The organism is Rickettsiella endosymbiont of Litargus connexus, from assembly GCF_964277335.1.
GTDB lineage: Bacteria > Pseudomonadota > Gammaproteobacteria > Diplorickettsiales > Diplorickettsiaceae > Aquirickettsiella > Aquirickettsiella isopodorum.
On sequence record NZ_OZ195516.1, the window covers coordinates 1,444,637 to 1,457,885 of the forward strand.

The window sequence follows — 13,249 nt, forward strand, 5'->3', positions numbered from 1 at the left end:
AGCCTTGAACTACAAGTTGACTTATCTCTCTAAGGATATAGGGTTTCTTTTATGTAAGATATTTTGGAGAAATATAATATAGGAATGTAACAGGAACATTTTAGAACTATAGAAAATTTTGGACTGTAAGATAGGGTTTAGATTATGTCTATTTTTGAGCCTACATCACAATTAACATTACTAAAAAAATGGTTAAAAGAATCTTGTTCTCTACCAAGCTCAAGATTTGAACTACAGCCATTGATTAACGACGCAAGCTCGCGTCAATATTTTCGCTTGCGACTAAGTAACTTTAGCCATATAGTCATGGTTGCTCCTCCTGATAAAGAAAATATAATTGCCTTTATTGCGATTGCAAAGGATTTTTCACGTCAAGGAATTTATACACCTGAGATACTCGCATATAACCTTGAACAAGGTTTTATGCTGTTAAGTGATCTAGGAAACGATTTATACCTGAATATCTTAAATCCTAATACTGTTGATGATTTATATAGTCGAGCTCTTTCGGTTATTTATCAAATTCAGGTTTGCAACCCTAAACTTCCAGACAATAAATCCTTAGATTTGTTTAATGAAAAATATATACGTTTCGAATTAGGGCTGTTTATTGATTGGTTTCTAAAAAAGCATTTAGAACTAACCATAACGCCTGAGATTAACAACATACTTGAAAATACTTTCAAGATACTGATCAATGCTGCTCTTGAGCAACCACAGGTATGTGTGCATCGTGATTATCATTCGCGTAATTTACTTTTGCTCGAAAACAAAAGTGTAGGAGTTTTAGATTTTCAAGACGCTATTTATGGACCTGTTACCTATGATGCTGCTTCATTATTGCGCGATGCTTATGTTGATTGGCCAAAGAATCAAGTCGATCAATGGATTTTAAAATTTTACGATATGATCAATATAAGTCATCAATATACTCAAGAAAAATTTGTTCGCTGGTTTGATTTCATCAGCCTTCAACGACATTTAAAAATACTTGGTATTTTTTCACGACTTAATTATCGGGATAACAAACCACATTATTTACCCATGACTACTCGCTTATTAAATTACATTAATAACACTTGCGAAGATTACGCAGAACTTTTCCATTTTAAAGAACTATTGCAAAACAAGATTCAATCAAAATTGTATGAGAAAGAAAAAAAATGAAAGCGATGATACTTGCTGCAGGACGTGGTTTGCGTTTGCGACCTTTAACGGATAAAACACCTAAACCATTGATATTAGTTGCTAACCAACCACTTATTGTGCATCAAGTGTTAAAATTAGCAAAAATTGGCATCAAAGAAATAGTGATTAATGTCTCCTATCAAGCTAAACAAATTATCGACACGCTAGGCGATGGTCGCACTTACGGCATCAAAATTGATTACTCTTTTGAACCTACAGCGCTTGAAACAGGAGGAGGGATTTGCCAAGCGTTACCCATTTTGGGCTCTGATCCATTCATTGTTATAAGTGCTGACATCTGGTCAGATTTTCCCTTAGAATGCCTATTATCTCACTCATTAGATTCATTTGCATTAGCCCATCTGATTTTAGTGGATAACCCAAGCTTTCATCCACAAGGTGATTTTCATCTTACTCAAAGTGGTTTATTAAGTTTAGATAATACTTCAAGCAAGTTTACATTTGCTAGCCTTGGAATTTATCATCCAAATTTATTTCGACGTAAATCAGGCGCTTTTCCATTGTCATCCCTACTGTATGAATATATTGCTGAAAAGAAAATAACTGGGGAATATTATCAAGGTTTATGGTTTAACATAGGCACGCCTACAGAATTGGAACGTCTTGATGAGCATTTGAAACAAAAAAGTAAATAGAGTATCTATGCAAAATTCAATTATCAGTTTCATTGGTGCCGGTAACATGGCAATTAGCTTAATTCAAGGATTATTGAAAAAAAACTATCCTGCCAAAAACATATGGGCAACGAATACTAATGTAGAACGGCTGAATAAGCTAAAAAACCTAAATATCAACTTAACGACTGACAACCGATACGCAGCACAAATGGCAAACATTGTTGTTTTAGCTGTAAAACCGCAAATATTGAAAAACGTTACTTTGGAAATCGCTGATCTCATTCAAGAAAAAAAACCGTTAGTCATTTCAATTGCTGTGGGTATAAATTTAAAAAGCTTAGAACTTTATCTATCAAGCAAGGCCTTACCTGTTATACGTTGTATGCCTAATATCCCTGCTTTAATAGGTTGTGGAGCAACCGCTTTATTTGCAAATCTGAATTGTTCAATACCTCAAAAAAATGCCGCTGAAGCTATCTTTCGTAGTGTGGGAACTGTCGTTTGGCTACCTAAAGAAGAACAAATCGAGGTAGTCGCTGCTTTATCAGGCAGTGGCCCAGCTTATTTCTTTCTATTCATTGAGGCCTTAGAAGAAGCAGCGGTTGAATTAGGCTTATCTAAAGAAATTGCTAATTCACTAACCCTACAAACTGCTTTGGGATCTGCTCGAATGGCCATTGAAAGTAAAAAATCTCTGGCTGAATTAAGGCACCAGGTCACTTCGCCAGGTGGCACGACTGAACGGGCTTTAGAATTTTTAAAAACTTCACATTTACCCGATATTGTGAAAAAAGCTCTTAAAGAAGCTCAAAATCGTGCAGAAAAGCTATCTAAGGATTTTAAATAAACTCAAATGTAATTTAGAAATGCTTTCTGCCCAAGGCCATAAACCTTAATCCTTGTAGCTAACTGGTCCAGCGTCTCGAATCACTGGATTCACATCAAACTGTTTAAAGTTATTAATGAATTTATTGATTAATTCGTGTGCCTTAACATCATAGTCTTTCGGATTTTTCCAAGTTTTTTTTGGATTTAATAAATGATTCTCTATATTCGGCAGCTGCTTAGGAATAGAAAAATTAAATCCCAACAACAATTCAGATTCTGCTTTACCTACTTCATCATTCAAAATAGCTTTAATAACAGCGCGCGTTACAGGAATAGAAAAACGCTGCCCTCCATCCCCATAGGCACCGCCAGTCCAACCCGTATTAACCAGATATACTTTGGCATGACTGTTTTTCAAACGTTTAATTAGTAACTCAGCATAGACTTTTGCTGGTCTCGGAAAAAAGGGCGCACCAAAACATGTACTAAATGTGGTTTTGATGGGTTCAGTTTGGCCCACTTCCGTGCTACCTACTAATGCGGTATAACCACTTAAAAAATAATAAGCCGCTTGTTCATGGTTCAAACAAGCAATCGGTGGTAGTACACCATATAAATCACAGCAAAGAAAAATGACGGCATCCGGCAAACGATCAACGCGATTTGCACGAAAACGAGATTCAATAAAATTAAGAGGATAGGCTACACGGGTATTCTGAGTCAGACGTGCATCTTTGTAATTTGGATCTAAAGTTTCCGGATCTAACACTACATTTTCCATTACTGCGCCATGACGGATAGCATTCCAAATCAAAGGTTCACGCTCTTTAGATAAATCAATACATTTAGCGTAGGACCCCCCTTCAAAGTTAAAAACGCCTGTTTCACTCCAAGCATGTTCATCGTCACCTATCAAAAAACGATCAGGATCAGCAGATAAAGTTGTTTTACCTGTTCCGGACAATCCAAAAAATAATGCAACATCACCTTCTTTTCCTACATTAGCAGAACAATGCATAGGCAAAACATCGACTGCGGGTAATAAATAATTCATTACCGAAAACATGGCTTTTTTGATTTCGCCCGCATATCTATGACCACATAATAAAACCTTACGTTCGGTAAGATGAATAACTAAAGTGGCATCACTGTTAACTCCATCGCGTTGAGGATCGGTTTTTAAACCTGGAACACTTAAAATAGTCCATTCTGGCTTACTGACTTTTCCATAAAAATCGTCAGGACGAATGAAGAGTTGGCGAGCAAATAAATTATGCCAAGCATATTCAGTAATGACCTTAACCGGTAGATAATAGGTAGGATCCGCCCCAACTTGTAGGTTAGAAATAAATAGATCGGCATCTTTGACATATTGTTCAGCACGCTGCCATAAGGCATGAAAACGTTCTTCTGAAAGAGCTTGGTTAATGGAATCCCAATCGATGTCCTTTTCACTCTTTGGTTCTGCAACAATAAATTTATCTTTAGGAGAACGTCCGGTTCGCTTACCAGTAGAAACTGACAGAGCACCATTAGCTGCAATAACCCCTTCTTTTCGTTCTACAGCAAAGTTGAGCAACTCTTCAACAGACAAATCAACAAAGATTTTCGATGAATTTTTGGATTGGACGGCTGACATAGCCTACACTCCTTAACTTAGCAGAAGGCGGCATGTTAACACAGATAAAATAGCAATAACATTCCACATAAGGCTTTTTACATTAAACATGTGTACCAGTCCTTTCATTATTTCTGCTGTTTGAAAAGAAAAAATAAAAGACTTGAATTAAATGTATTAAATTAGCAAAATAACATTAAGTTAAAATTAAACATGATTATGACACTATCAAAACCACGTTTACTCACAGGTGATACCCCGACGGGAAAGCTCCATCTTGGTCATTGGGTAGGCTCTCTAGGTTTACGAGTGTCCTTACAAAAAAACTATGAATGTTACTTTATTATTGCGAATGTCCATGCATTTACTACCCGCGCTGAATTTCCTGAAGAAATTCGCCAAAATACTCTAGAGATTGCGTTAGATTATCTCGCTGCAGGCATCGATCCTAAACAAAGTTATATTTTTGTTCAATCTGAAATTCCGGCTATTGCTGAGCTTACTTGCTTTTTCAGTATGTTGATTTCTTTTCCTAGAGTTATGCGTAACCCGACTATCAAAGATGAAATCCGCCAAAAAAACCTGGGGGATAATTATCCCTTTGGCTTCTTATTGTATCCAGTCGGTCAGGTAGCAGATATACTTAGTTTTCGTCCTGAAATTGTACCGGTAGGCGAAGATCAAATAGCTCACTTAGAGTTAGCGCGCGAATGTGCACGTCGCTTTAACCAAGTTTATTGTGGTGTCGATCCACAAACAAAAGAGGAAGATTACGTCTCGAGTGGTGGATTATTCCCTATCATTCAAGCAAAACTCAGTCCAGTGCGTCGATTAATCGGAACCGGACCACCTAATGCGGATGGGATATTACCCAAAATGAGCAAATCTTTAAACAATGCCATTTATCTTAGTGATGCTGCTGACACAATCAAGAAAAAAGTAATGGGCATGTATACTGATCCAAATCGATTGCGAGCAACGGATCCTGGGACTGTTGAAAATAATCCTTTATGGATATTCCATGACATATTCAATCCTGACAAAGAATGGGTTATTGAAGCAAAAGATAAGTATCGTAAAGGTCAGATCAAAGATGTGGAATGCAAACATAAGTTAATCGATATATTGGTTGAAATAACACAACCTATACGTGAGCGTCGAAAAATCTATGAAAAAGATCCAGCCGAGGTTTTACGGATTTTAAAGCAAGGAACGGAGCAAGCCAATAAAATTGCTGAAGACACTCTAATCAAAGCTAAAACCTTTATGAAACAAGATTACTTTAAACGTATTGTTAAGCTTAGCACAGAATAGAGATAAGAAAACTTAAGCTACTGGCAACGTTACTCCTCTCTGACCCTGATATTTACCTTGACGATCCCGATAAGAGACTTGGCAAATCTCATCTGATTCTAAAAATAACATCTGTGCCACACCCTCATTTGCATATATTTTCGCGGGTAAGGGCGTCGTATTGGAAAATTCCAACGTAACTTGACCTTCCCATTCCGGTTCTAAAGGGGTGACATTCACAATAATTCCACAACGTGCGTAGGTTGATTTTCCGACACAAATAGTAAGAATACTCCGTGGAATTCGAAAGTATTCAACAGTATGCGCTAAAGCAAAGGAATTGGGAGGAATGATACACACATCATTTTTTACATCGACAAAACTTCCTTGGGAAAAACTTTTAGGATCAACAATAGCAGAATTGATATTGGTAAAAACACGAAATTCATTGGCACAACGTACATCGTATCCATAACTAGAAACGCCGTAGGAAATGATCCGTCCAGCCGCTGTTTGACGCACCTGCTTAGGTTCAAATGGCTCTATCATATTGCAATTTTTTGCCATACGGCAAATCCATGCATCGGATTTAATAGACATAATAATTTTCCTAATACTATTTTTTCTCTATGACGATTTTCGGAAATCGAAAAGCTTTAGTTTTTGACTGACTCAGCTGACCAACTACTTTGTTGGCTATTTCTCGATAAACGTCAGCAATAGCACTATGCGGTTCTGCCAGAAAAATAGGTTTCCCCGAGTCAGCTTGTTTACGAATTCGACTATCTAAAGGTAAAACACCTAATAGACTAATATTACATTCTTTGGCAATTCGTTCGCCTCCACCATCACCAAAAATAGGTTCCTCATGACCACATTTCCTACATATATGTGTACACATATTCTCAACTAGACCCAATAAAGGTACTTTAACCTTATTGAACATGCCTATCGCTTTACGCACATCCAGCAAAGCAATATCTTGAGGAGTCGTTACGATCACTGCCCCGGCTAAAGGAATTTTTTGAGTTAAGGTCAATTGGATATCACCCGTCCCGGGAGGCAAATCTACTATTAAATAATCTAAGTTATCCCAGTGAGTATCATTTAATAATTGTTGTAATGCGCCTGTCGCCATTGGGCCGCGCCATATCATAGGCGTATTCACATCAATTAAATAACCTATCGACATAGATTGTATGCCGTGGGCATACACAGGCTCTAGGGTTTTGCCATCCTTACTGATAGGCTTCTCAGTGACTCCCAACATCTGCGGTTGATTAGGGCCATAGATATCCGCATCCAATATCCCCACATTTACACCTTCTTTTTCTGCGAGGGCCAAGGCCAAATTAACCGCAGTGGTTGATTTCCCAACGCCTCCTTTTCCAGAAGCAATAGCAATAATGTGTTTGACCCGATCAGTAATGTTTAACATAGCATTTTTTAATTATAACTTGACGTCACTCCTAGCAAAAAGGCAGAATCTGTGAATGAATCAATAATACGCAAAAGATGAGTATGCAGCAAACACATCGCAAACTATTAGTCACTAGCGCTTTGCCTTACGCCAATGGCTCTTTACATATCGGCCACTTATTAGAACATATTCAAGCAGATATTTGGGTTCGTTTTCAAAAAATGCTGGGGCGTGATTGTATTTTTATATCGGGTGAAGACGCCCATGGCACACCTGTGATGTTAGCCGCTCAGCAGCGCAGTATCAGTCCTGAGACTTTAGTCAATCAAATAGCTGATGAGCATAAACGCGATCTTTCTGCGTTTTATATCGATTTTGATAATTTTTATACCACTCATTCTCCAGAAAATGAAGCATTAATAACACTCATTTATAAACGTATGAAAGACACAGGAGATGTCTATAACAAAATTATTCAACAAGCTTATGATTCTAAAGCGCAAATGTTTTTGCCGGATCGCTATGTCAAAGGCGCATGTCCTTGTTGTAAAACTCCCGATCAGTATGGTGATAATTGCGAGGTATGTGGCTCTACCTACTCTCCACTGGATCTCATTGATCCTAAATCCACTATTTCAGGGTCTACGCCCATTGCAAAAGAATCTGATCATTATTTTTTTCGACTTTCTAATCACTCAGATTTTTTGCGTCAGTGGATCACTCAGGATCATCACCTAACAGAAGAAATAAGTAATAAACTTCTAGAATGGTTTAAAGAGGGTTTGCATGATCTGGATATTTCACGTGATGCACCTTATTTCGGATTTAAAATTCCCGACACAGAAAATAAATTTTTTTATGTCTGGATAGATGCACCTATAGGCTATATGGCTATCTTTAAAAATCTTTGCTTGCAGCGTGATAAACTTAATTTTGATGAGTATTGGTCCAGCCCATCAAATACCGAGCTTTATCACTTTATTGGTAAAGATATCATTAATTTTCATGCTATCTTTTGGCCAGCTATACTAAAAAGTGCAGATTTTCGTACGCCTACAGCAATTTTTGTACATGGCTATGTAACTGTCAACGGTAAAAAAATGTCAAAATCGCGAGGAACCTACATTTCTGCGCGACATTATCTTAATCATTTAGATCCTGAATATTTACGGTATTATTTTGCTACAAAACTTAGTCGAAAAACAGAAGATATTGATTTTAATTTGAAAGATTTTATCCAAAAAATTAATTCGGATTTAATTGGAAAACTAGTTAATATTGCCAGTCGTTGCTCCAGCTTTATTAACAAAAAATTTACTAATAAATTATCAGCGAATTCATTTAACCCAAAACTAATTCAAGAATTTATCAATAAAGGTGATGAAATTGCGAATAATTATGAAACGCGTGATTACAATCGAGCAATGAAAAACATTATGGAATTAGCCGATCAAGCAAATCAAATGATTGATGCTGAAAAACCTTGGCTCTTGATAAAAAACTCCGATTCAATTGAGCGTGCTCATGATGTATGTAGTTTAGGATTAAATCTTTTTAGAATTCTAATGATCTATTTAAAGCCAGTACTTCCTATCACAGCTAAAAAAGTAGAACATTTCCTGAATATCCCTTCAATGACTTGGGCACAACGACCAAAAATTTTATTTGATCATACTATTAACACTTTTTCGCCTTTATTACAGCGCATTCCTGAAGAAACTATCAAGAATATGCAAAAAACAGACTCTATCGCAACAGGTTAATATATTTTTCAGCAGGCTAATTTTGCTGACATCACATTATCTTCATCAAAAAAATGAAATCGAATAAATTAACTCTTTCATCAAGAGATTCAAAAACGCTGGTTAATGCAATAGATGCCTTACTACCACAAACGCAATGTGGGCAATGTAGTTATTCGGGTTGTTTACCTTATGCCGAAGCGATTGTAGCAGAAAGGGCGGAAATAAATCGTTGTCCTCCGGGCGGCATAAAAACGTTGCTAGCGTTAGCAAAATTGTTAGAAAAAAATCCCGCGCCGTTTATGGAAGACTTGCAGAATCAAGAAAGACCTGCCATGACAGCTCTTATACGCGAATCCGAATGCATAGGTTGCACAAAATGCATCCAAGCTTGTCCGGTTGATGCTATCATAGGGGCTGCGAAACAGATACATGTTGTATTCACGCAAGAATGTACCGGTTGTGGACTTTGCCTTGCACCTTGCCCAGTGGATTGTATTGATCTGTTGGCATTAAATCGGCCGAACTATAAAACTCAACAAGCACGACAACGTTACTACGCAAAAAAGCAACGTCTTCAATTAAAGAAAGAGTCAACTAAGCTTATTAAAAATATTTCGCCGCCAAACGAGGAGGCTGCTTATATTCAAGCTGCAATTAAGCGTGCAAAAGAAAAAAAACAACGTTTACAGATCGAAGCTACAACATCTGTTAGCGAACTGTTAAACTAAACATCTAATGCTTGATAGATATTATAGTTTTCTGAATAAGTAAAAATTTGGCCCGTTTTAATATCAAAAAACCAACGATGGATAGTTAATGCTTGAGTTTCTGTTTTTTCTTTTATCCAAGGAAATGTCATACAGTTTTCATAAGATCGAGTTAAAGCTAATTTTGCATATTCATCTGGATTTTTTATCTGATTACCAGCGATCTTAATTGAAGAAACCCATTCGGTTATAAAATCATTTTGCGATAAATTTTGACTATTTAATAATGCCTCTATTCCACCACACTGACTGTGTCCTAGTAAAATAAGATGCTTAATATTCAAAAGGCAAATTCCGAATTCTAAGGCTGCACTCGTCCCATGCAAAGCCTCGTCCTTTTGATAGGGCGGTACTATATTCGCAACATTACGCACTACAAATAAATCGCCAGGATTACATTGTAATATTAATGCTGGATCTACCCGGGAGTCGCAACAGGAAACGACCATTATTTGAGGTTTTTGACCAGAATCGGCTAAATATCGCATTACTGCATTATCACCGACAGCATATTTTTTTCTAAAAATGCTGTAGCCATGCAATATTTTACTAAATAGATGAGTCATTTTTCTCTCCGGTCAATATTTATTTGAAATAAATATTTAATTTGAGACTAGCTTATTATTATAAAATTTAACTAAAGATTTTAAGCATCTTTGGTTAAAGACCATAGTAAACGAAAAATCAGCTAAAAATATTTCACTCCTATAATTGAGCTATTAGTATTAATAATCTTATAATTATCTTTAGTAATATTCGATAAAAATATATCATAGAAAAGGCAATTAAAACATGTAAAGTCGACAAAACTATCAACAATAGGTTGGTCGATTTATACCTACTACCTATTACTATGCGTATTTTTTAAAAAATTTAAATTTTTATGAATTAATCTGAGATAACCTCTCTGACGAGGAAGAATTTATGACTACAAAATCTTAGAGAATGGCGTCCCCAAGGGGAGTCGAACCCCTGTTACCGCCGTGAAAGGGCGGTGTCCTAGGCCTCTAGACGATGGGGACCTGCGGTTGTAAGGTCCGCTATTTTGGCTGCGCTTGGCTAGAATGTCAATGTCTAAAATAACTACCGCAAATCTATTATTACAAAATTCATTTTTACGCTGTATATTTAAGCTTAATAATATTTATATAGGATAACTATGTCGAATCAAAACATAAACCTAAGCGATACGCTATACCAATATATGTTATCTATTTCCTTACGTGAACCTGCTATTTTGAAGTCACTCCGAGAAACAACTCATCAATTATCATCCCATAGCATGCAAATTTCACCTGAGCAAGGCCAATTGATGGGATTTTTGATTGAATTAACTAGCGCTGTAAAAACATTGGAGATAGGTGTCTATACCGGTTATAGCGCTTTAGTCGTGGCTTTAGCCTTACCTGAAATAGGAAAAATTATTGCTTGCGATATCAATAAAGAAACAACTTCTATAGCACTCGATTTTTGGCGGAAAGCGGGCATAGCGCATAAAATAGATCTAAAATTAGCACCTGCATTAGAAACTCTAGATAATTTAATTAAACAAGACCATTCGAATAGTTTTGACTTTATCTTTATTGATGCAGATAAGCAAAATTACTTAAATTACTATGCACGTTCATTAACACTACTCCGACCAGGAGGCCTAATGCTTGTCGATAACGTACTTTGGAGTGGTCGAGTCGCTGACACGCAGGCTCACGACAAACAAACTTTAGCCATTCGTACATTTAATCAAGCTATTTATCAAGATAAGCGCATTAGTGTGTGTTTAATCCCAATAGGTGATGGCCTAACTTTAATAAGAAAACGTTAGTAGTTTTTTATTTTTAGCAAAAGTTTATATCGTAGCGATATCTCCTTTTTGTTCTAACCATATTTTTCGATCTCCCGAGCGTTTTTTGGCTAACAACATATCCATTAAAGAAAGCGTTTTTTGTTCATTATCGATGGTAAGCTGAACCAGACGTCGGGTATCGGGTGCCATCGTTGTTTCTCGCAATTGCATGGGATTCATTTCACCTAAGCCTTTAAATCGCTGTATGCTGATTTTTCCTTTTTTATTCTCTGCTGTTAATCGATCTAAAATACCTTGTTTTTCTTCATCGTCTAAGGCATAAAAAACTTCTTTGCCCATATCTATACGATAAAGTGGCGGCATAGCAATATAAATATGTCCTGCTTCAATTAGCAAACTAAAATGTTTTAAAAATAACCCGCATAATAACGTAGCAATATGCAAACCATCCGAATCGGCATCGGCTAAAATACAAATCTTACCATAACGTAACCCTGATAAATCACTGGACCCTGGATCAACACCCATAGCCACGGCAATATCGTGAATTTCTTGCGAACCTAATACTTGATTACTAGCCACTTCCCAAGAATTTAATATTTTTCCTCGCAACGGCATAATCGCTTGAAATTCTCTATCTCGTGCTTGTTTTGCGGAGCCACCTGCGGAATCACCTTCAACTAAAAATAATTCTGTACGGCTTAAATCAGTTTGCGTACAGTCAGCTAATTTTCCTGGTAATACTGCCCCACTTAAAATTTTCTTACGTGCGATTTGCTTACTAACACGTAAACGTTTTTGTGCATTGGCTATCATTAATTCAGCTAAATTTTCTGCCTCAGAAATATGCTGATTGAGCCATAAACTAAAAGCATCCTTGATGACACCTGAAACAAATGCTGCGGATTGACGTGAAGTAAGTCTTTCTTTAGTTTGACCTGAAAATTGAGGTTCTAATAATTTTACAGACAATATATAATGGCATCCTTCCCAAACATCTTCAGGTGCTAATTTTAAGCCCCGTGGTAACAAATCACGTAATTGGCAAAATTCTCTCATTGCTTCTAGTAAGCCAGTACGTAAACCATTGACATGCGTTCCACCCTGAATAGTTGGAATTAAATTGACGTAGCTTTCCATTAAGCCATCACCACTCTCTAAAAGCCAGCATAATGCCCAATCAACTTCCTCCGTTTCAGCAGCAAAATGACCCTGAAAAGGTTCTATAGGTAAACGTTCATATTGGCTTAAACTATCTTTTAGATAGCTAACAACACCATCCTCATAAAACCATTCTTCTTTTTTATTATTTTGCTTGTCCGTAAAACTAACGTGTAAGCCCGGACAAAGGACGGCTTTTGCTCGCAAACTATGTTTTAAACGACTAACTGAAAATTTTTCATTATCAAAATAATGCTTATCCGGCCAAAAGCGTAACGAGGTTCCTGAAACTGCGTGATCAGCTTTGCCTAGTTTCTTTAGATTAGATTTTTTACTGCCATGTTCAAACTGAATTTGGTAAATAAAACCATCTCGTTTAATGGTAACTTCCAAGTGGCGCGATAAAGCGTTGACTACGGATACGCCGACACCATGCAAGCCCCCTGAATAACGATAATTTTTATGATTAAATTTACCACCCGCATGAAGTCTTGTGAGAATAAGCTCTACACCTGTCACTTTTTCTTCGGGATGAATATCAACAGGCATACCACGACCATCATCACTCACTTCTAAAGAATTATCCGAATATAACACCACATCAATATGTCGTGCATAACCGACGATAGCTTCGTCAACACTGTTATCAATAACTTCTTGCGCCAAATGATTAGGACGAGAGGTATCGGTATACATACCCGGTCGTCGTTTTACTGGATCAAGGCCGCTTAAAACTTCAATCGCTTCAGCAGTATATTTTTTTGATGAAGAAGATTTTGCGTTCATA

The 13,249-nt window shown here is 36.9% G+C and carries 12 protein-coding genes and 1 tRNA gene; 7 read left to right on the forward strand and 6 right to left on the reverse strand.

Going from position 1 to position 13,249, the window contains the following annotated elements; translation table 11 throughout:
• Positions 1-144: 144 nt before the first annotated feature.
• From ACICP9_RS06405 to proC, 3 genes are read left to right on the forward strand one after another with little or no spacing between them, the layout of a single operon-like run.
• Positions 145-1,167: an aminoglycoside phosphotransferase family protein gene (locus ACICP9_RS06405; protein ID WP_071662847.1), complete on the forward strand. Its 1,023-nt coding sequence runs from the start codon at positions 145-147 to the stop codon at positions 1,165-1,167.
• Entirely contained in the window at positions 1,164-1,844 is a 681-nt protein-coding gene (gene murU, locus ACICP9_RS06410) for an N-acetylmuramate alpha-1-phosphate uridylyltransferase MurU (RefSeq protein WP_071662848.1), read from the forward strand. Before ACICP9_RS06405 ends, murU begins: the two co-directional genes overlap by 4 nt.
• A 7-nt stretch (positions 1,845-1,851) precedes the next feature.
• Positions 1,852-2,673, forward strand: a complete 822-nt coding sequence (gene proC / locus ACICP9_RS06415; protein WP_395497680.1) for a pyrroline-5-carboxylate reductase — start codon at positions 1,852-1,854, stop codon at positions 2,671-2,673.
• Positions 2,674-2,718: 45 nt separating this feature from the next.
• Here the strand turns inward: proC and ACICP9_RS06420 are convergent, their stop codons facing one another.
• Positions 2,719-4,293, reverse strand: a complete 1,575-nt coding sequence (locus tag ACICP9_RS06420; RefSeq protein WP_395497682.1) for a phosphoenolpyruvate carboxykinase — start codon at positions 4,291-4,293, stop codon at positions 2,719-2,721.
• 198 nt (positions 4,294-4,491) lie between these two features.
• On the opposite strand from ACICP9_RS06420, the gene trpS reads away from it, so the two are divergent.
• Positions 4,492-5,586, forward strand: a complete 1,095-nt coding sequence (gene trpS, locus ACICP9_RS06425; RefSeq protein ID WP_071663031.1) for a tryptophan--tRNA ligase — start codon at positions 4,492-4,494, stop codon at positions 5,584-5,586.
• 12 nt (positions 5,587-5,598) lie between these two features.
• On the opposite strand, the gene dcd is transcribed toward trpS, so the two are convergent.
• Together dcd and apbC are read right to left on the reverse strand one after the other, a co-directional pair.
• The gene (gene dcd, locus ACICP9_RS06430; protein ID WP_071662851.1) at positions 5,599-6,165 is read right to left on the reverse strand and encodes a dCTP deaminase; all 567 of its coding nucleotides are present in this window, start codon (positions 6,163-6,165) and stop codon (positions 5,599-5,601) included.
• A gap of 16 nt (positions 6,166-6,181) precedes the next feature.
• Positions 6,182-7,003, reverse strand: coding sequence for an iron-sulfur cluster carrier protein ApbC (gene apbC, locus ACICP9_RS06435; protein ID WP_071662852.1), 822 nt, complete (start codon positions 7,001-7,003; stop codon positions 6,182-6,184).
• An 83-nt stretch (positions 7,004-7,086) separates the two neighbouring features.
• On the opposite strand from apbC, the gene metG reads away from it, so the two are divergent.
• Positions 7,087-8,748 (forward strand): methionine--tRNA ligase, encoded by a 1,662-nt coding sequence (gene metG / locus ACICP9_RS06440; protein ID WP_071663032.1) that lies wholly within the window; start codon positions 7,087-7,089, stop codon positions 8,746-8,748.
• Positions 8,749-8,801: 53 nt separating this feature from the next.
• Positions 8,802-9,458 (forward strand): RnfABCDGE type electron transport complex subunit B, encoded by a 657-nt coding sequence (locus ACICP9_RS06445; protein ID WP_395497685.1) that lies wholly within the window; start codon positions 8,802-8,804, stop codon positions 9,456-9,458.
• Here ACICP9_RS06445 and ACICP9_RS06450 read toward each other — a convergent pair.
• Together ACICP9_RS06450 and ACICP9_RS06455 are read right to left on the reverse strand one after the other, a co-directional pair.
• Positions 9,455-10,063: a carbonic anhydrase gene (locus tag ACICP9_RS06450; protein WP_071662854.1), complete on the reverse strand. Its 609-nt coding sequence runs from the start codon at positions 10,061-10,063 to the stop codon at positions 9,455-9,457. The two genes, ACICP9_RS06445 and ACICP9_RS06450, sit on opposite strands and share 4 nt — an antisense overlap.
• 380 nt (positions 10,064-10,443) lie before the next feature.
• A tRNA-Glu gene (locus ACICP9_RS06455) sits at positions 10,444-10,519 on the reverse strand.
• A 137-nt stretch (positions 10,520-10,656) separates the two neighbouring features.
• On the opposite strand from ACICP9_RS06455, the gene ACICP9_RS06460 reads away from it, so the two are divergent.
• Complete coding sequence (locus ACICP9_RS06460; RefSeq protein ID WP_071662855.1) at positions 10,657-11,319, forward strand: class I SAM-dependent methyltransferase; 663 nt, start codon at positions 10,657-10,659, stop codon at positions 11,317-11,319.
• Positions 11,320-11,343: 24 nt separating this feature from the next.
• Here ACICP9_RS06460 and parE read toward each other — a convergent pair whose 3' ends face one another.
• Positions 11,344-13,248, reverse strand: coding sequence for a DNA topoisomerase IV subunit B (gene parE / locus ACICP9_RS06465; protein ID WP_395497688.1), 1,905 nt, complete (start codon positions 13,246-13,248; stop codon positions 11,344-11,346).
• Position 13,249 lies beyond the last annotated feature (1 nt).